Raw genomic sequence first — 18,332 nt, forward strand, 5'->3', positions numbered from 1 at the left:
TCGCCGCCAAGCTCAACCGCCGACCCCGCAAACGCCACGGCTGGAAGACCCCTACCATGATCCTCGACAACCACGTGTTGCAGTGACCACTGGAATCCAGGCAGGCACCATCTGTTACTGAACGTCAGGGGACGAGGTTGCCGACGCCGGTGGACGTGAGGTCGAGGGCGGCGACGGGGCCGATCACCATCGTCGCCGGCGGCTCGATCGCGGCCGCGGCGAGTTGATCGAGGCGGCCGCGCACGACCGTCTCGGCGTCGGTGGTGGCCTTGACGATCGCCGCGAACGGAGTGGCGGGGTGGAGGCCGCCGGCGATCAGCTCGGCGGCGATGGTCGCCCGCTGCGACACGCCCATCAGCACCACGACGGTGCCGCCGACGCGGGCGAGCGAACCCCAGTCGACCGGCGGCTCGCCGTTGCGGCGGTGTCCGGTGACCACCGTGACCGCCGCCGAGACACCGCGGTGGGTCACGGGGATGCCCGCTACCGCGGGTGCGGCGACGGCCGACGAGATGCCCGGGACGATCTCGAAGTCGACGCCCGCCTCGAGCAGGGCGAGGGCTTCCTCGCCGCCTCGGCCGAAGACGAACGGGTCGCCGCCCTTGAGGCGCACGACCCGGCGACCGGCGCGAGCGAGATCGACGAGCAGCGTGTTGGTCAGCTCTTGGGGCACGGCCTTGCCCGGCCGCTTGCCGACGTCGATCACTTCCACGCCGTCGGGCACGAGATCGAGGACACCCGAGCCGACGAGGGCGTCGTGCACGACGACGTCGGCCTCGGCGATCAGGCGGGCGGCGCGGATCGTCAGCAGGTCGGGATCGCCGGGTCCGGCGCCGACGAGCGCGACCCGCGCTGTCATGGCGCGTCGGTGGTGGCGGTGCGGGCGCCGCGCCGGCGTACGACCGGTGCGGGGAGCCACGTCTCGATCGTCTCGGCGCCCACGCCGTCGGCCCAGTCGCCGAACGTGCCGTCACGGGCGTAGCGCTCGAAGACGGGCTTGAGCGTGGCGGCGATCTGGTCGAACGGCACGTCGGCGCGGATCCGCGTGCCCATGCGGCCATACGTGGCCGACCCGCCGACGTAGATGTCGTAGTTCTTCTTCGTCCGCCCGACGATGCCGATCTCGGCGTTGTAGGGGCGGGCGCACCCGTTCGGGCAACCGGTCATGTTGATCCGCACGGGGAGGTCGGCGTGTCCGGTGTCGGACAGCACCTTCTCCAGCTCGTCGACGAGCGTCGGCAGTATGCGTTCGGCCTCGCCCAGCGCCTGGCCGCAGGTCGGCAGCGCCGGGCAGGCGATCGCCAGGCGGCGGATGGCGCTGACGTCGCCGACGAGCCGCACGCCGTGGTCGCGCAGGCGCTGCTCGACCTCGGCGATCCGGTCGGGGGTAATGCCGTGCAGCAGCAGGTCCTGCCGGGCGGTGACGCGGATCTGGGTGACGGTGCCGTCGCCGACGAGCTCACGCAGCACGGTGCGCAGCAGCACGCCGTCGCGGTCGGCCACCTTGCCCGACGGCACAGGGATGGGCACCACGCCGTCGCGGGCGTGGTGGTGCTCCTCGGGCTGGAACGGCGGCAGCTCGACGGGCTCGCCGAGCGGTGCGCCGAGACGCTGCTCGACCTCGGCCCGGAACCACGGTGTGCCCCGCTTGTCGACGAGGTACTTGAGGCGAGCCTGCTGACGATCCTCGCGGTTGCCGTGGTCCCGCTGCGTCGTGACGATCGCCTCGATCGCATCGACGACCCGATCGGGGGTGGCGACGCCGAGCACCGAGGCGAGGCGGGGATACGTGTCGTCCTCGCGGGCGTGGGACATGCCCATGCCGCCGCCGACGTAGATCTGGTAGCCGGTGATGTCGCCGGCCGTGATCGGTCCCTCGTGGCCGTCGGCCACGATCGGCACGATGCCGACGTCGTTGGAGAAGATGTCGACGCAGTTGTCGCCGGGCCAGGCGACGGCGATCTTGAACTTCCGCGGCAGGTAGACGTCGCGGTAGATCGGCTCGGGCTCGTCGCCCTCGAGCGGCGTGGCGTGCACGCCGAGCGGGAGCTCCGCCGGTGCCGGTTCGCTGGTGACGGCCTTGTCGCCGTCGATCCAGAGTTCCCAGTAGGCGGTGGTGCGGGGCTTGAATCGGGCGACGATGTCGCGCACGAGCGGCCTGAGCACCGCCTGGCGATCGTCGGGCCACGGGCAGGCCATCGTGTTGCGGACCACGTCACCACAGGCGGCGAGCGTGGTGAGCAGGCACGCGTTGATGCCGTGCACCAGCTCGCGCAGCTCGCCCTTGTGCACCACGTGGAACTGCACGCCCTGGCGCGTGGTGAGGCGCATCGTGCCGTCGGCGAGATCGCTGAGGCGATCGAGCGCCAGCCACTGCTCGGCGCTCAGCTCGCCGCCGGGAACGCCGGCGCGCACCATGCACGAGTAGTCGAGACCGAGCTTCTTCATCGTCCGCTCGCGGCGGACGTCGCGGTCGTCCTGCTGGTAGATGCCGTGGAACTTGAGCAGGGCGTGACTCGACTCGAGCTCGAAGGCACCGGAGTCGGCCGCCAGCTCGTCGGCCAGCGACCCACGCAGATGCCCGCTCTCGCGCTTGATGTCTTCTGCGCTCATCGCGAGTTTCCTTCTCGTTCAGCGAGCGCAGCGAGCGTCCCGGGGTTCGAGCGGGCAGGGCAGCGGACTGCGTGGCCGGGGAACGCAGTCATAGATGCAGTCCGCATTCGGTCTTGTCGGAGCCTGCCCAGCGCCCGGCTCGGGCGTCCTCGCCGTCCTTCACGGGACGGGTGCACGGCCAGCACCCGATCGAGGCATAGCCCCGCTCGGTGAGGGGGTTGGCGGGCAGCAGCTCCATCGCCGCGTAGTGGTCGACGTCGGCGTCGGTCCAGGTGGCGATGGGGTTGATCTTGACGATGTCCTTGAACGGGTCGTAGTGCACGATCGGGGCGTCGGCGCGGCTCGGCGAGTCGGCCCGCCGCAGGCCGGTGATCCAGGCCCGGCGCTCGGCCAGCACGGCGACGAGCGGGTCGACCTTGCGGGCGGCGCAGCACGCCGTGGTGTCGCGCTGCCAGAGGTTGGGTTCGGCGTCGGCCGGCGGCGAGATGATCCGCAGGTTGAGGCCGAAGTCGTTGCGCAGCTGCTCGGCGTACCAGAGCGTCTCGGCGAACAGGTAGCCGGTGTCGAGCAGCACGACCTCGGCGTCGGGGAGCGCCCGGCTGACGAGGTGGGGGAGCAGGGCGTCACCGAAGCTGGCCGTCACGACGAGGTCTGCTCCGAACCGCTCGCCGGCCCAGCGCAGGATGTCGAGCGGATGGGCGCTCTCGAACGCGGCCAACTCGTCGGCGGTCGGCACGAACTGCTCGGATCGAGTGTCGGGCGGGGTGACGGGCGTCGCAGCCACCCCGCTAGTCAACCATCTTCCGAACCAATTCCCGACATTTCAGGTCATCTTTATCGTGCATGTGGCGACGGGGCTCGCCCGCCTGTGGCACGCTCGGACCGATGACTGAGGACACAGCCCGCTTCGGCTACCCGATCGTCCTCGATCTGCACGGCGTCGACGTCCTGGTGGTCGGGGCGGGTCCCGTCGCCGCACGTAAGGTGGCCGGGCTGGCCGCCGCTGGCGCCGTGGTCCGGGTCATCGCTCCGGACGTGTCGGCGGCGATGGACGCCGAGGTGGTGGCCGGGAACGTCGCCACGCTGAGTCGTCGGCGGTACGCCGTCGCCGACGTGGCCGGGGCACGGCTCGTCGTCGCCGCAACGGGCGACGAGGCCGTGGACGCCGCCGTCGCCGCCGATGCGACGGCGGCCGGCGTCTGGGTCAACGCCGCCGACCAGCGCGGCGACTGCAGCTTCATCCTGCCGGCGATCGCCCGTCGCGGGCCGCTGTCCATCGCCGTCAGCACCGACGGGACGAGCCCGGCCCTGGCCCGCCGTCTCCGCGATCGCGCCGGCGAACTGCTCACCGACGACGTGGTCGCCCTCGCCGTTCGCCTCGAGGCCGAGCGGGCGGCCATCCGGTCGGCCGGCGGGTCGACCGAGACGGTCGATTGGGCGAGCCACATCGATCCCGTCGTCGCCCCGCCCCGTGCTGAGAACGCTGCCGAGGGGCACTAGGTTCGGGCATCGCTGTCGGGCAAATCGGTCGCCCGACTCGAACACTTCGGGGGTTCACGATGAAGACGAAGGCGGCGATCCTCTGGGACGTCAACAAGGAGTGGAGCGTCGAGGAGATCGAGCTCGACCCGCCCGGCCCCGGCGAAGTGCTGGTGAAGCTCGCCGCCTCGGGCATGTGCCATTCCGACGAGCACCTCGTCACCGGCGACCTGCCCTTCGCCCTGCCGATCATCGGTGGTCACGAGGGCGCCGGTGTGGTGCAGGAGGTCGGTGCCGGCGTGAGCTGGCTGGAGCCCGGCGACCACGTCGTGTTCGGCTTCATCCCGTCGTGCGGCCGCTGCGAGAGCTGCTCCACCGGCCACCAGAACCTGTGTGACCTCGGGGCCATCCTCGGCCTGGGTCGCCAGGTCGACGGCACCGCCCGCCACCACGCCGCCGACGGCACCGACCTCGGCCTGATGTGCATGCTCGGCACGTTCGCCCACCACACCGTGGTCAACGAGGCGAGCTGCATCAAGATCGACAAGGACGCCCCGCTCGACCGGGCCTGCCTGCTCGGTTGTGGCGTCGTCACCGGTTGGGGTTCCAGTGTGTACGCCGCCGAGGTGAGCCCCGGCGACGTGGTCGCCGTCGTCGGCATCGGCGGCATCGGCGCCAACGCCATCCAGGGCGCCCGCCTCGCCGGCGCCAAGCAGATCTGGGCCATCGATCCCATCGAGTTCAAGCGCGAGAAGGCGATGGAGTTCGGCGCCACCCACACGGCGGCGTCGCTCGAAGAGGCCCTCCCGCTGATCCAGGAAGCGTCGTGGGGCAAGATGGCCAACAAGGTCATCATGACGATGGGCGTCGGCGACGGCTCGGTGCTCGCCTCGGCACTGGCCCTCACCGCCAAGCGTGGGCGGGTCGTGGTGACGAACATCCACCCGGCCGCCGAGATGACCGCCAACGTCAGCCTGCTCGACGTCACGCTGATGGAGAAGCAGGTCGTCGGCTCGCTCTTCGGCTCGGCCAACCCCCGGGCCGACATCCCCAAGCTGCTCGAGCTCTACGGCAAGGCCCAGATCGACCTCGACGGCCTGGTGACCAAGACGTACACGCTCGATCAGGTCAACGAGGGCTACCAGGACATGCGCGACGGTAAGAACATCCGTGGCGTCTTGATCTACGACTGAGGTCTGCGGACCTCACGGTTGGTGCCAGGCACCAACCGTGAGGTCGCCGCCATCGCGAGGCCGGTCGAAACGGAGGTGATCCGGACAGGCTCGCAGCTTCGAAGAACTTCCATGCCGAGGGCTTGCCTCATGGACGGAACACACCGGGCGCCCTGGGCCGAACGGGTCTTGGTCGAGCGTCTCACGCGAGGGGACGAGACGGCGCTGACCGACCTGTACGACCGGTACGCCGGGTTCGTGTACGGGCTCGCCCTGCGTACCGTCGTCGACCGGCAGGCGGCCGAGGACGTCACGCAGGAGGTGTTCGTCTCCTTGTGGGAGAACCCGCAGCGCATCGATTCCGGGCGTGGCACGTTCCGGGGGTTCCTGGCCACGCTCACGCACCGGCGGGCGGTGGACGCCGTGCGGCGCGAGGAGGCCCGGCGGCGCCGGGAGAGCAGAGCGGCCCAGGGCCAGCCCGACGTGCCCGACATCGCCGACGCGGCGGTGAGGTCCGACACGTCGGATCGCGTCCGTGCCGCGCTCCGGGAGCTGTCGGAGCCGCAGCGCCAGGCGCTCGAGCTCGCCTACTTCCGGGGGTACACCTACCGGCAGGTCGCCGACGCCCTGGACATCCCCGAAGGCACGGCGAAGTCCCGGCTGCGTCTGGCTCTGGAACGTATCGCGATCCATCTCCGGCGGGAGAACATCGAAAGTGAGCGATGAGATGACCAACGACTCCGACGACACCCCGATCACCACCGACGACCTGGCTGCGTACGCCCTCGACGCCCACGGCGCCGATGAGACGGCGGCCATCGTCGCCCACCTCGAGGCCACGTCCGCCTCGGACCGTCTCGAGAAGCGCCTGCGGGTCGCGGCCGGCGAGTTCGCGGCCGAGGTCGTCGCCGAGACCGCCCCTCGTCCGGATCTGCGGGCGCGGGTGATCGGCGAAGCACGCCGGCGCCGGGAACCCGCGCGGGTCGTCGCCGGCTGGTCGCCGATCGACGTGCACCGGGTGGAGGCGGCCCGAGCCGTCATGCTCCTGCGCGATCTCACGGCCGATGACTGGACCCGTCCGGTCGATCCGCCAGAGATGCCCGGCTGGAGCGTCCACGACGTGGCCATGCACCTCGCGGCCAACGAGTCGATGCTGGCCGACGCACTGGGCGTGCCCGTCACCGGCATTCCCGAGACGGTGACCGACAACGTCGAACGCACGGCCCAGACGCGCGCGCGCCTTGCATCGCGGCCTCCCGCCGCGGCGGTCGCCGAGTTGGAGGCCAGCGCCGAGATCGGATCCGCCCAGGCGTCGTCGCGGGGCGAGGCCCGACTCCGCGAGCCGATCACGTGGTGGGGGCGGGCCACTCCGACCGGTGCCGCCCTCGTGATCCGCGCCGTCGAGACGTGGACCCACGCCGACGACATCCGTCGCGCCGTCGGCATCGACATGGCGAGCCCGCCGCCGGCGTCGATGTTGAGCATGGCCCATCTCGCCTGCAGCCTCGTCCCGGCTGCGCTGGCGGCCACGCATCGCCACGGGGAGCTCGGCACCGACAGCAAGCTGATCCGCTTCCGGTTCGACGACCTCGATGGCACGGCGTGGGATGTCGACCTCGGCCGTCGTGTGGGCGTCCGGCCTGCCGGCACACACGCCGTCGATGCCGAGATCACCACCGACGCCGTGACCTTCTGCCGGGGCTTCGCCGCCCGCGTCTCGCCCGGGGACATCGAGCACGAGTTCACCGGCGACGGTGGCCTCGTGAGCGACGTCATCGCCTCGCTCCCTGCGCTCGCCGAGCTCTGAGCTGCCCGCGTGCGCGGCCCGCTCGGCTGACCCGCACGCGTCGCTGATCCGGGGCGTTCGCTGGGAGCGAATACAGCGCCGTGAGGAGCACGCTCGAGCCATCGGGGTCAGACAACGGTCCGAGGCGCGAGGTCGTGCCCCCTGACCTCGCCGCCCTGATCCGGCGCGCAGGTGCCGGCGACCAGCCGGCGTTCGCCGCCCTGTACGACGAGTTGGCCCCGACCGTCTACGGCGTCGTGCGCCGGTTCGTCGCCAGTCCGACGGCCGCGGCCGCGGTGTCGACCGATGTCTTTCTCGAGCTCTGGCGGAACGCCGCGCGCTTCAACACCGATTGCGGCGACGTACGGGCATGGGCGGCGGTGGTCGCGTACCGCCACGGGAGCCGAGCCGCCGATTCACCGCCTGGCCCGGCGCCCGGTCGACGCCGTGCGGGCCGCGACCGCGCCCGTGGTCACGGCCCGCACGGGGCGTGATGCCGGACTCGCCGACCGGTGATCCGGCCGCCGGCTCAGCGCCTCTCGGCGAATCCGTAGGGAACGGACGTCATGTCCGGCGGCGGGCCGTCGTGCACGTTCGCCAGCTGGCCACGGATGGCGCCGTCAGGGAACTCGCCCGTGTGCACGTTGACGTAGTAGCTCGTCGGATTGGCGAGGATGTCGGCGACGATGCTCTCGGGCTCGCCCTCCTCGCCGATGAGCGGGAACTTGTCCTCCTCACCCTCGGTGAGGCAGTCGGCCGCGTCTCCCTCGAGCGGGAAGGCGAGGGCGGCGACGACCGGGCCGTTCTCGCCCTCGGCGGCGCGATGGATGTGGGCCATCCCGGTGGCGCCCGGCTCGAACGTCGGGTCGATACCCGCGGCGGTGATGACGTAGCACAGCGTCGTCGGGTCGCCGTCGATGCCGAACACGTAGGCGGTCCCGGCTCCGTCGGGATCACCGACGCCCGTCGCACCGTCCGGCCCGACCTCGTTGGCCCCCGAGAGCACGGTGGTGAGCACGGCGTTCTCGTGGCCTGCACCGGCCATCGAGGACGACAGCAGCGAGAGTGCGGCGACGCCGGCGCCGGCTGCCCCGGCGATGGCGATGACGCGGGTTCGATCGATGGACATGGTGGACCTCCGTGAGAGTGGGTTGCTCGTTGATGCACGGTGTGTTCGAAGCCGCCCCCCACGGCGGATGCCGCCGCGTGAGCACGAGTCGGCGACGGTGAGTGATCCGGCTGCTGCTCGTGCTCCGAACGGAGCCACTACGACACCTCGGCTCGCCACGCACGTTCGGCGGGGCGACGGAAGGAGAGAACCATGAACCGGATCTCGGCGATCATCGCCGCGGTTGCACTGCTCGCCGGCATGGCGACCCCTGCGTTGTCCGCACCGGACCTCCCGTCGTCAGCCGCGCGATCGGCGGCGCCGGTGGAGGGCGACGGCGTCTTTCGGCCGTACGGTGCACCGGGCGGTCTGATGGACGAGTTCGCCACGTTGGCGCACGACCACCCGGACATCACCAAGCTCGTCACGATCGGCGAGACCGTGAACGGCGACGACATCGTGGCGCTCAAGGTGTCGTCACAGGCCCGGCTCGTCGAAGACGGCGACCGGCCGGCCACGCTGTTCCTCGCCGCCCAGCACGCTCGCGAGTGGATCACGCCGGAGATGGTCCGCCGTTTCGCCCAACACGTGCTCGACGGCTACGGGAGCGACCCCACGCTCACCGACCTGGTGGACAGCACCGAGTTGTGGTTCGTGCCGGTCGCCAACCCCGACGGCTACGACTACACGTTCACACCGGGCAACCGGATGTGGCGCAAGAACCTGCGCGACAACGACGGCGACGGCCTGATCACGGGAGCGGACGGCGTCGACCTCAACCGCAACTATCCGACCCGCTGGGGCTACGACGACGAGGGCTCGTCGCCGGACGCCGGCAGCGACAACTACCGGGGGAGTGCACCGGCGTCCGAACCCGAGACGCAGGCCGTGGACTCCCTGATGGCGAGGGTCGGCTTCGAGTTCGTCATCAACTACCACTCCGCGTCGGAGGACGTGTTCTACGGCACGGCATGGCAGGGGTCCACGCCGACGCCCGACGACGCCGTGTACGACGCATTGGCCGGCGGTGACGCCGTCCCCGGCTATCGACACGGCCTGACCGGTGATCTCTACATCGCCAACGGCGTCACCGACGAGCACGCCCACGTCGCCTACGGCTCGCTGTCGTTCCTGGTGGAGATGAGCACGTGTGCGGCGGCGGCGTCGAGCGACTCGACCGACGACTGGGAGCCCGCCGGCTGCAGCAATCCACTGGCCTTTCCGGACGACGAGGCGCTCATCGAGGCCGAGTTCCGCCGGAACCTGCCCTTCGCCCTCGCCGTGGCCCGATCCGCTCCGGACCCCGACGACCCGGTGACCGTGTCGGGGCGCGAGACGCCCGAGTTCGTCGTCGACGCCTTCGACATGTCGTATGGGGTCGATCAGCCGGTGGCCGTCGTCGCCCGGCGCGATCAGGACGACCGACGGCTGGAGTTCAGCGTGAACGGCGGCCCCGTTCGGCACGTCGCCGTCAGCGAGTGGGAGGGCGGCGAGCGCTACGGAGACGAGCGCGACCGCTACTACGCCGAGTTCCGTGGCGAGATCACCGGGACCCGGCCCGGCGACTCGGTCGAGGTGTGGTTCACAGCCCGCCGCGACGGCCGTGCGGTGACGAGCGAGCATTTCACCTACAGCGTCTCCACCGAGATCGGCGCCACCGCGCTCGTCGTGGCGAACGAGGACTACCTCGGCGTGAATCCCGAGTACCCGGCGGGCACCGACGGACCGAAGTACGTCGACGAGTACGCCGCCGCCCTCGACGCCAACGGCATCAGCCACGCCACCTGGGATGTCGACAGGCAGGGCGTCCCGCACCCGTTGGGCGTGCTCGCCCACTTCGGTGTCGTCGTGTGGGAGACCGGTGACGACCGGCTGCCCCAGGACGCCGAGGACGCGCTCACCGACACCTTCCTACTCGGGCCGGTTCCCGACATCGCCGTCGCCGAGCGGCAGTACGAGCTCACGATCGCCATGCGCGACTACCTCAACGAGGGCGGCAAGCTCCTCCAGGCGGGCGAGAACGCCCAGTACTTCGGGCTGCTCGGTCGGTCGCTCGGTGGGGTCTACGCAGGGCTCGCCGGTGCACCCGATCAGGACTGCGTCGTGTCGGCCGACTTCCTCGCCGACTGCCTCCTGCTCTCCGACGACTTCGCGCAGTACTACCTCGGGGCCAACCACCGCGCTCCGGTCGTCGACCCGGTCGGCATCGACGGCGCCGGACCGCTCGATGGGCTGACGGCCGACATCGGCGGTGCTGCACTGGCCGACAACCCGCTCGACGAGGCGGGCGGCTTCTCGCTCACCAGCGACGTGTTACCGGCTGCGGACCACCCGCAGTTCGCAGGCGAGGCGGCGGGCACGTACCACGGCGAGAGCAGCGTGAATCCGTTCGGCCCGGTGGAAGGATCCCGCTATGCCGGTGCGCTGCGGGGACCGGCGTCGTACCGGCGGATCGGTCGCACCATCGACCTTGCCGATGTCGCCGCGTCCGACGTACCGACGTTGCAGATGCAACTGTCATACAGCACGCTGCAGACGTTCCATGGTGTGATCGTCGAAGCGGCCCCGGCCGGCACGGATGACTGGACGACGCTGCCCGACCTCGAGGGCCGCACGGTGCCGCTGCCGCCGTCCACGTGCGCGGACGGCTCGCTGCTCCGGCTCCATCCCTTCCTCAGCCACTACCTGTCCGGCGGGAACCCGTGCGAGCCGACCGGCACGACAGGGTCGTGGAACATGTTCACCGGCGAGTCGAACGGCTGGGTCGAGGCCGCGTTCGACCTGTCCGCCTACGCCGGCGGGCCGGTCGCGATCAAGGTCAGCTACGTGACCGACATCGTCGATCTCGGCGTGGGCGGTGGCATCGGTGTGTTCGTCGACGACACCCGGCTCGTCGTTGGAGGCGCAGTCGTCGAGTCCGACGGGTTCGAGCAGGACGGTGGCGCCTGGGCCGTCGAAGACCCTCCGGTGGGCAGTCCGCCCGTCGAGGGGGACTTCGTCGTGGCGGGCGAGCTGATCGCGCTGTCCTCCGCGGTCACCACCGAGGACACGGCGCTGCTCGGGTTCGGCCTCGAGTCGTTGGCCACGCCGACCGAACGAGCGGACGTGCTGGGCCGCTTGATCGAGCCGCTCGTGGGCGAGTCGCGGTCGACCGGCTGATGTCAGGCGGTTTGCAGCGACGGCACGGGCGGCCGACGGCCGAGGTGGGTGTGAAGCAGCGAGACGAAGTCGTCGACGAGGTCGCTGCGATCGTGGCGTGTCGCGGTGTACCACGTGCGGCGTTGGGGCGGATCGCCGATGGCGACGGTGGCGATGTCGGAGGTGTCGACATGCGGCGCCACGAGCCACGACGGCATCACCGTGACGTCACGGCTCGTGGCGACCATCTCGATCAGCAGGTCGGTACCGACGGCGGCGGTCGTCAGGCGGGCCGGCCGAGCGCCGGCCGGGATCGGCAGGGGAACGGGGGGCAGCCTCGTCTGGTCGTACGTGTCGCACAGCACGACGTGCACGTCGTCGAAGTCGTCGGCGGTGACCCGCTTGCGGCTCGCCCAGGGGTGCGATGCGCTGACGACGGCGCGCAGCTCGTCGTCGAACAGCCGGTCGAGCCGGACCCGGTTGACGTCGCCGTCGAGCTTGGTGACGAGGGCGACGTCGATCCGCTCGTCGAGCAGCGCGGCGAGCGGGTCGTCGTCGGGCAGCTGCTCGATGCGCAGCTGCGTGCCCGGGAGACGCTCGCGCATCGAACGGACCACGGCGGGCATCCACTGGTAGTTGGTGGAGCACTGCGACGCGATGCGCAGCGGACGCCGGCGGCCGTCGGCGAGCTCGACGAGATCGTGCCGGGCCGCTCGGATCTCGGCCAGGGCGAGACGGGCGGCGCGCAGCATGCGCCGGCCGGCGGCGTTGGGGACGAGGCGCCGGCCGCGCCGCTCGAACAGCGGCGTGGCCAGTCGCTCTTCGAGGCGCAGCAACCGCTGGCTGAGCGCCGGCTGGCTGACGTGGAGATGGCCGGAGGCGGCGGTCAGCGTGGCGTGCTCGGCGAGGGCATCGAGGAGCTCGAGGTCACGCACGTCGATATCCATAACGAGAGGTTAGAGCAATGATCAAACATCCGTCGTGGACGAATACATCGTCCATCCCTACCGTGGCGCCCATGACCTCTTGCTCGATCGCCGTCGTGTACCACAGCGGATCCGGCCACACCCGCGTCCAGGCCGAGGCCGCCTTCGACGGCGCCGCGTCCGTCGAGGACGCCAGCGCCCACCTCATCTCCGTCGACGCCGCCGGGCAGGTCGACGATGTCGGGTGGGATCTGCTCGACGCGGCCGACGCCATCATCCTCGGCGCCCCGACGTACATGGCCGGCCCATCGGCGCCGTTCAAGACGTTCCTCGACGCGACGTCGGCGCGCTGGGCCGAGCAACGCTGGTGCGACAAGCTGGCCGCGGGGTTCACCAACTCGGCGGGGCTGTCCGGCGACAAGTTGGCCACCCTGCAGCAGCTCGCCCTGTTCGCCATGCAGCACGGGATGATCTGGATCGGCCTCGGGCTGCTTCCGGGCAACCACACGAGCGGGGGGTCGCCCGACGACCTCAATCGGCTGGCCGCCTTCCTCGGCGCGATGGCCCAGTCGAATGCCGACGAGGGCCCGCAGCTCGTGCCTCCGCCGGCCGACCGGCGCACCGCTCAACACCTCGGTCGCCGCGTCGCCCTGCTCGCCGCTGAGCTGCGCACCGCCCGGGCCGTCGTCGCCGAGGTGGGTTCGTGAGCGACCGGGTCGACACGGTCGACCCGGTCGATCCGATCGACTCGGTGCTGCAGGCGTACTTCGACGGCCTCTACCACAGCGACACAGAGCGGCTTCGGGGGGTGTTCCACCAGCGGGCGATCTACGCATCGGCGACCGGCGGAGCGCTGATCGCGCTGGCGATGGACGACTACCTCCCGATCGTGGACGCCCGCCCGTCGCCCGCGTCACGTGACGAGCCGCGGCGCGACCGCGTCGTGTCGATCGAACGCGTCGGCCCGGTGACAGCGGTCGCGCGTGTCGAATGCTCGATCGGGCCGAAGCGGTTCGATGACGTGCTCACGCTCATCCAGGTCGACGGCCGATGGCAGATCATCGCCAAGGTCTTCCACTACGAGCTCGCCGAGGAGGCGTGATGCCCTACGTACGGATCGAGGTCACGGACGAGGGCGTGTCGGACGACGCCAAGGCCGACCTGATCGCCGGCACCACCGAGCTCCTGCAACGCGTACTCGGCAAGGATCCGGCGACGACGTTCGTCGTGATCGACGAGGTCCCGCTGGCCAACTGGGGGATCGGCGGAGTCCCCGTGGCCGAGTGGCGCGCCCGGCGTGCGTGAACTGCCCCCGGTGGTCAACGCGCCGATGGCCCGAATCGCCGGTGGCGCGTTGGCAGCAGCGGTGACTCTCGCCGGCGGACTGGGATTCATCGGCGGCGGCTACGGCGATGCCACGTGGGTCGACGAGCAGCTCGACGTCGCGGCGGGGGTCGAGGTCGGGGTCGGCTTCATCACGTGGGCGCTCGCCGATCGGGTGGCGGTGGTCGGGCGCGTGCTCGATCGTGGGGTGCGCTGGCTGTGGTTGTCGTTCGGCGACCCGTCGGTGTTCGTGCGAGCCGCACACGACCGCGGCGGGGCGGTCGTGATCTGCCAGGTGACATCCGTGGCCGAGGCGCGCCGAGTTGTCGACGCCGGTGCCGACGTCGTGGTGGCTCAGGGGCACGAGTCGGGCGGTCACGGCCGTGACGGATTGCCGATGTCCGAACTCGTCCCCGCGGTGGTCGCTGCCGTCGACCCGGTCCCCGTGCTCGCCGCGGGCGGGATCGGCACCGCCGCCGATCGGGAGCGGGCGACCGGACTGGGCGCGGCCGGCGTCGTGGTCGGCACCCGCCTGTACGCCAGCCACGAGGCGCTCGACTCGGACCCCGCCAAGCACCGCCTCGTCTCCAGCTCGATGACGCGGCGGACCACCGTCTTCGATCTCCTGAGGGGTCCGGAGTGGCCGGCCGGCCACACCGGGCGGGCTCTCGTCAACGGTGCCGTCGAGCGGTGGCACGGGCGTGAGCACGAGCTGCGCGCCGGCCTCGAGGTCCAGCGATCTCGATACCGGCAGTCGGCACAGGTCGACGACATGGACGTGCGCGTCGTCTGGGCGGGCACGGGCGTCTCCGACATCCACGAGATCCTTCCGGCCGGCGACATCGTCCGGGCGATCGCGGCGCCGGCTGCTCCGGAGCAGCGGGCGGTCCCCGCCTCGGCGCGGACCGTGCCGGGCACGAGGCCGGGCTCATCACGAAGCGTCCGGCCGTGATGACGGGCGTCCACACCCGGACTCCAGGAACCGCCCATCCGCGTGGCGGTCCACGGCGAACAAGAGGTGACGGCCGCAGGTCCTGCGGTCGTCTGGGCGAGAGCCCCGAACAAGGAGTGAGAGATGAGACAACTTCGAAGGTCCGTCCTGGTGGGAGCGGTCGCCCTGGGCGCAGCGGCCACCGCATCGGTCGCCGCGTCGCCGGCCTCTGCGGCCAGCACGGTCGGCGGCTGCACGACGACCCTGAGGGTCAACGCCGCCGGGGCCAGCGAGGCGAGTGTCCTGTGCACCCAAGGCTCGGGCACGTACCGGGCCATCGTGGTGCTCCCGACCTTCTCGCTGTCGTCGCCCTCGGCGTTCGTGCCGCGGACCGGGCCCATCGTCCAGGTCGGACAGGCGTCCACCTTCGCCTACGCCGGCGGCAACATCGGCGGCGCCCCCGTGCGCGTCCTCGCCGCCGGACCGGAGATCCTGTCGTAGCCGCACTCCGGCGCGAGCTCCCGAGTGTCGGCGCACACCCTTCGAGGGTCGCCGACACTCGGGTGATGCTCCGGCTTGCCGCATCACGCTGGCCAAGTCGTACCACGGAGGAGCCCACGCGTGACGTCGATCCGAGGATCCGCGGGACGCTTCACGACGCCCGCCGATGCACGTCCCGCCGTCGCCGAGCTGCTCGCCATCGCCACGGCGGGAACGGCGAGAACGGCGGATCGGAGGTTCGGAGGAGAGCGGCCGGACCGGTCGCTCTCCTCCCATCCAGCATCGTCAACTCGTCCAGGCCCGAGGGGTCAAGAAGGAGTCGAGCTCGACGCGTCCGGCGAGGTTGTCGATGGTGCCGACGAGACCGGCGAACGTGCACTCGGTGACGAGTTCGAGGATCGCCTCATCCGTCAGCCCGGCGGCGCGGACGCGGGCGACGGTCTCGGGTGCCACGCGGCCCCGGCCGGTGACGAGGGCGGTCGCGAAGGCGAACACCGCGCCAGCGGCGCCGTCGGACGGTTCGGCGCCCGCGCGCATCGCGTCGACGTCGCTCCTGGCGACGCCGAGACCGTCCAGCACCGTCGAGTGGAACGCGACGCCGTATGCGTTGTCAACGGCGACGCCGGTGGCGAGTCCGGCGATCTCACGGTGAACCGGGTCGAGTCCGGTGCGGCCGGCCGCCCGCCGGAGACCGTCGAACGCCTCGAGGAGGACGGGCGACTCGGCGGCGGCGGCCGCCAGGTTGGGGACGAATCCGAGCTCGCCGGCGATGCCGTCGAGCGTCGCCCGCGATCCCTCTGGTGCGGTGTCGATGGTGTGGATGTTGAGCTTCATGGGGTCCACGATGAGCCTCCCGGGGAGCCGAGGCGATTCCCCGGCGGGGAAGTGATCCCGCGTTCGGGTCGTCGTAGAGTCGGCTCGATGTCGGTCGCCGGACTGGAGACGTTGACGACGCGGGGCTCGCGGCCGGACGTCGGCACCTTGCTCAAGCACTGGCGAGCGGTGCGCCGGACGAGCCAGCTCGGCCTGGCGTCGACTGCCGGCACGACGCCCCGCTACCTCAGCTTCGTCGAGACCGGGCGGGCACAGCCGAGCCGGACGATGATCGTCCGGCTTGCGGCGGCCCTCGAGCTCCCCCTTCGGGAGCGCAACGAGCTCCTGCTCGCCGCCGGGTACGCACCGGTCCACCGTCAGGAGGCGTTGAGCAGCGAATCGCTGGAGCAACTCGACAGGGCGCTGACGGCGATGCTCGCCCAGCACGAACCGTTCCCCGCGGTGGTCATGGACCGGGCCTGGAACCTGATCCGGGCCAACGACGGCGCCGGTCGCCTGTTCCGGGCGTTATCGGCGCCCGAGCCGCTCCCCGCCGACGCCAACGTGCTCAGGCTGATGATCGAACCGGGCCGCGTCCGTGACCGCGTCGTCAACTGGGCCGAGGTCGTGCCGGCGCTGCTCGAACGGGCGGCGCGCGAGGCCGTCGAGCGACTCGTCGACGGCACGACCGCAACGCTCGTCGCGGAGCTCCGGGCGCAGCCCGATGTCGCCGCCGTGCTCGAGCGAGACCGACCGCCGACGATGACCCCCGTCGTCGACGTGCGCTTCGACGTCGACGGCGACGAGCTGGCGTTCTTCTCGGTCGTGTCGACGGTCGGTTCCCCGCTCGACGTGACGGCGCAGGAGCTCCGGGTCGAGTCGTTCTTCCCCTCCGATCCGGCGACGGCGGACATCTGGGCGCGATTCGCGTAGCCAGCATCCATTCAGACGCGCCCCCCGCGTGCCGTCTCGTCGACGGCACGCCGGGGGTCGCGGGAAGTTGCGGGGTGGCGGGGCACGACTCGCCACCCCGCGTCCGGACCGGGCGTCTAGCCCGGCAGCCCGGCGAGCCAACGCACGAAGGCGTCGCTGAAGTCCGTCGTCTGGACGGGCTGGTTGTTGAGGGTGACGAACGAGCCGAAGATGCCGAAGTCGACCCGTTGGGCCACACCGTTGGGGCCGCTGCACGTGAACGTCGACGAGAAGAAGAAGAACGACGGCTCGCTGCTGTTGTACGGGGCCGGGTTGCCGGTGCTCGTCGACGTGCATCCGTTGGCCGTCGCCGGGGCGACGCTCGGACTCTCGCTGCCGGGGCTCCAGGCGCTGGCGCTCGCACCTGCGGCGCCGAGGCCGATACCGACCACGATGGCGGCGGGGGCGATACGGCGGATGAGACGTGACTTCATGGGGCTTTCCTTGCTGTAGCTGACGTGTGCAAGTCGTTCGCAGCCACGTCCCCCGCGGATTGCCCGGCCCACGATCCTCACCTCCGGCGGGCGTTACGGTTGGTGCCAGGCACCTTCCGTAACGCCCGGCAACGGTTGCCGGCGGCGGTTGGTGTAGTGATAGTCGGGTGGCGAACGGGGAATCACTGCACGACGTCGTCGAACGGGTCGCCAAGCGGCTCGTCGGTCGGTCCGACGAGATCGAGGTGGTGCTCGCCGCCCTCGACGCCGACCGCCACCTCGTGCTCGAGGGTCCTCCGGGGACCGGCAAGTCGACGCTCTTGCGGGCCGTCGCCGACTGTCTCGGCGTGGGCTTCGTGTTCGTCGAAGGCAACGCCGAGCTCACCCCGGCGCGCCTCGTCGGCCACTTCGACCCGTCCCGGGTGCTGGCCGACGGCTACGACCCCGACGTGTTCGTGGCCGGCCCGCTGGTCGAGGCGCTGAGCGACGGCTCGCTGCTCTACATCGAAGAGCTCAACCGCATTCCGGAGGAGACGCTCAACGTGCTCATCACCGTGATGAGCGAGCGGTCGTTACACGTGCCGCGCTACGGCGAGGTCGCCGCCGCACCGGGCTTCCGGCTCGTCGCCGCGATGAATCCGTTCGACGTCGTCGGCACCGGCCGCATCTCCGGTGCCATGTACGACCGCGTGTGCCGCGTGCGCGTCGACTACCAGACCGCCGCCGACGAGGCAGCGATCGTCACCCGCGACGCCCCCGAGCTCGACGCCGCGTGGGTCGCCCGTGTCGTCGAGGTCGTCCGGCGCACGAGGAGCCATCCCGACCTCACCGTCGGCTCCTCGGTCCGCGGCGCGCTCGACACCGCTGCGGTCGTGTCGTCGCTCCTGCGCCTGCGTGGCCAGACGCTGGCCGAGGCCGGCGAGTCGACCGGCCTCGACGCCGCCCTCGTCGCCCTGTCGGGACGGGTCCGGGTACGTGACGGCTCCACCCGCCGCGCCGAGGACGTGATCGCCGAGCTGTGGACCGCGGTGTTTGCCGGACCGGCACCGGATCACGAGCCGGGCGACCGGAGCGACGCGGGAAAAGCCCACCCCGCTCCGGCGGGGCCAACCAACGGCTGAACGACCCGCCGGCGC

Annotated in this window: 20 protein-coding genes; 13 read left to right on the forward strand and 7 right to left on the reverse strand. The window is 71.2% G+C overall.

The window, feature by feature from the left end; translation table 11 throughout:
* Nucleotides 1-124 precede the first annotated feature (124 nt).
* The 3 genes from cobA to DN771_RS24880 all read right to left on the reverse strand — a co-directional run bounded on the left by cobA (nt 125) and on the right by DN771_RS24880 (nt 3,397).
* Nucleotides 125-859 (reverse strand): uroporphyrinogen-III C-methyltransferase, encoded by a 735-nt coding sequence (gene cobA / locus DN771_RS24870; RefSeq protein ID WP_117000321.1) that lies wholly within the window; start codon nt 857-859, stop codon nt 125-127.
* On the reverse strand, nt 856-2,613 hold the full coding sequence (locus DN771_RS24875; protein ID WP_117000275.1) for an NADPH-dependent assimilatory sulfite reductase hemoprotein subunit: 1,758 nt from the start codon (nt 2,611-2,613) through the stop codon (nt 856-858). The genes cobA and DN771_RS24875 overlap by 4 nt, the downstream gene beginning before the upstream one ends.
* A gap of 88 nt (nt 2,614-2,701) precedes the next feature.
* Nucleotides 2,702-3,397 (reverse strand): phosphoadenylyl-sulfate reductase, encoded by a 696-nt coding sequence (locus tag DN771_RS24880; RefSeq protein ID WP_227462474.1) that lies wholly within the window; start codon nt 3,395-3,397, stop codon nt 2,702-2,704.
* 101 nt (nt 3,398-3,498) lie between these two features.
* On the opposite strand from DN771_RS24880, the gene DN771_RS24885 reads away from it, so the two are divergent.
* The 5 genes from DN771_RS24885 to DN771_RS24905 all read left to right on the forward strand — a co-directional run bounded on the left by DN771_RS24885 (nt 3,499) and on the right by DN771_RS24905 (nt 7,544).
* Nucleotides 3,499-4,113, forward strand: a complete 615-nt coding sequence (locus tag DN771_RS24885; protein ID WP_117000276.1) for a precorrin-2 dehydrogenase/sirohydrochlorin ferrochelatase family protein — start codon at nt 3,499-3,501, stop codon at nt 4,111-4,113.
* Nucleotides 4,114-4,172: 59 nt separating this feature from the next.
* Entirely contained in the window at nt 4,173-5,285 is a 1,113-nt protein-coding gene (locus DN771_RS24890) for an NDMA-dependent alcohol dehydrogenase (RefSeq protein WP_117000277.1), read from the forward strand.
* Nucleotides 5,286-5,414: 129 nt separating this feature from the next.
* Nucleotides 5,415-5,990, forward strand: a complete 576-nt coding sequence (locus tag DN771_RS24895) for a sigma-70 family RNA polymerase sigma factor (RefSeq protein WP_117000278.1) — start codon at nt 5,415-5,417, stop codon at nt 5,988-5,990.
* A gap of 1 nt (nt 5,991) precedes the next feature.
* Nucleotides 5,992-7,071, forward strand: coding sequence for a maleylpyruvate isomerase family mycothiol-dependent enzyme (locus DN771_RS24900; protein ID WP_117000279.1), 1,080 nt, complete (start codon nt 5,992-5,994; stop codon nt 7,069-7,071).
* A gap of 134 nt (nt 7,072-7,205) precedes the next feature.
* The gene (locus DN771_RS24905) at nt 7,206-7,544 is read left to right on the forward strand and encodes a sigma factor (RefSeq protein WP_162942384.1); all 339 of its coding nucleotides are present in this window, start codon (nt 7,206-7,208) and stop codon (nt 7,542-7,544) included.
* A 35-nt stretch (nt 7,545-7,579) separates the two neighbouring features.
* Here the strand turns inward: DN771_RS24905 and DN771_RS24910 are convergent, their stop codons facing one another.
* The gene (locus DN771_RS24910) at nt 7,580-8,179 is read right to left on the reverse strand and encodes a CHRD domain-containing protein (RefSeq protein WP_117000281.1); all 600 of its coding nucleotides are present in this window, start codon (nt 8,177-8,179) and stop codon (nt 7,580-7,582) included.
* 192 nt (nt 8,180-8,371) lie between these two features.
* Here DN771_RS24910 and DN771_RS24915 point away from each other — a divergent pair, with 192 nt between their 5' ends.
* Nucleotides 8,372-11,317: a M14 family metallopeptidase gene (locus DN771_RS24915; RefSeq protein WP_117000282.1), complete on the forward strand. Its 2,946-nt coding sequence runs from the start codon at nt 8,372-8,374 to the stop codon at nt 11,315-11,317.
* A gap of 2 nt (nt 11,318-11,319) precedes the next feature.
* On the opposite strand, the gene DN771_RS24920 is transcribed toward DN771_RS24915, so the two are convergent.
* Nucleotides 11,320-12,231 (reverse strand): LysR family transcriptional regulator, encoded by a 912-nt coding sequence (locus DN771_RS24920; protein WP_162942385.1) that lies wholly within the window; start codon nt 12,229-12,231, stop codon nt 11,320-11,322.
* Nucleotides 12,232-12,314: 83 nt separating this feature from the next.
* On the opposite strand from DN771_RS24920, the gene DN771_RS24925 reads away from it, so the two are divergent.
* The 5 genes from DN771_RS24925 (at nt 12,315) to DN771_RS24945 (ending at nt 14,977) form a co-directional block, all read left to right on the forward strand.
* A complete protein-coding gene (locus tag DN771_RS24925; RefSeq protein WP_117000284.1) occupies nt 12,315-12,929 on the forward strand; it encodes a flavodoxin family protein in 615 nt (204 codons plus the stop codon).
* The gene (locus tag DN771_RS24930; protein ID WP_117000285.1) at nt 12,926-13,324 is read left to right on the forward strand and encodes a nuclear transport factor 2 family protein; all 399 of its coding nucleotides are present in this window, start codon (nt 12,926-12,928) and stop codon (nt 13,322-13,324) included. The genes DN771_RS24925 and DN771_RS24930 overlap by 4 nt, the downstream gene beginning before the upstream one ends.
* Entirely contained in the window at nt 13,324-13,527 is a 204-nt protein-coding gene (locus DN771_RS24935; RefSeq protein ID WP_117000286.1) for a tautomerase family protein, read from the forward strand. The genes DN771_RS24930 and DN771_RS24935 overlap by 1 nt, the downstream gene beginning before the upstream one ends.
* On the forward strand, nt 13,520-14,497 hold the full coding sequence (locus DN771_RS24940) for an NAD(P)H-dependent flavin oxidoreductase (RefSeq protein ID WP_117000287.1): 978 nt from the start codon (nt 13,520-13,522) through the stop codon (nt 14,495-14,497). Before DN771_RS24935 ends, DN771_RS24940 begins: the two co-directional genes overlap by 8 nt.
* A 123-nt stretch (nt 14,498-14,620) precedes the next feature.
* Nucleotides 14,621-14,977: a hypothetical protein gene (locus DN771_RS24945; protein WP_162942386.1), complete on the forward strand. Its 357-nt coding sequence runs from the start codon at nt 14,621-14,623 to the stop codon at nt 14,975-14,977.
* A 285-nt stretch (nt 14,978-15,262) separates the two neighbouring features.
* Here DN771_RS24945 and DN771_RS24950 read toward each other — a convergent pair whose 3' ends face one another.
* Nucleotides 15,263-15,811 (reverse strand): carboxymuconolactone decarboxylase family protein, encoded by a 549-nt coding sequence (locus DN771_RS24950; RefSeq protein ID WP_117000289.1) that lies wholly within the window; start codon nt 15,809-15,811, stop codon nt 15,263-15,265.
* An 87-nt stretch (nt 15,812-15,898) separates the two neighbouring features.
* Between DN771_RS24950 and DN771_RS24955 the strand changes: the two genes are divergently transcribed.
* Nucleotides 15,899-16,723, forward strand: coding sequence for a helix-turn-helix domain-containing protein (locus DN771_RS24955; protein WP_117000290.1), 825 nt, complete (start codon nt 15,899-15,901; stop codon nt 16,721-16,723).
* 116 nt (nt 16,724-16,839) lie between these two features.
* Here DN771_RS24955 and DN771_RS24960 read toward each other — a convergent pair whose 3' ends face one another.
* The gene (locus DN771_RS24960) at nt 16,840-17,196 is read right to left on the reverse strand and encodes a hypothetical protein (protein ID WP_117000291.1); all 357 of its coding nucleotides are present in this window, start codon (nt 17,194-17,196) and stop codon (nt 16,840-16,842) included.
* A gap of 167 nt (nt 17,197-17,363) precedes the next feature.
* Between DN771_RS24960 and DN771_RS24965 the strand changes: the two genes are divergently transcribed.
* Nucleotides 17,364-18,317, forward strand: a complete 954-nt coding sequence (locus tag DN771_RS24965; protein WP_117000292.1) for an AAA family ATPase — start codon at nt 17,364-17,366, stop codon at nt 18,315-18,317.
* Nucleotides 18,318-18,332: the final 15 nt, after the last annotated feature.

Source organism: Desertimonas flava (assembly GCF_003426815.1).
Classification (GTDB): Bacteria; Actinomycetota; Acidimicrobiia; order Acidimicrobiales; family Ilumatobacteraceae; genus Desertimonas; species Desertimonas flava.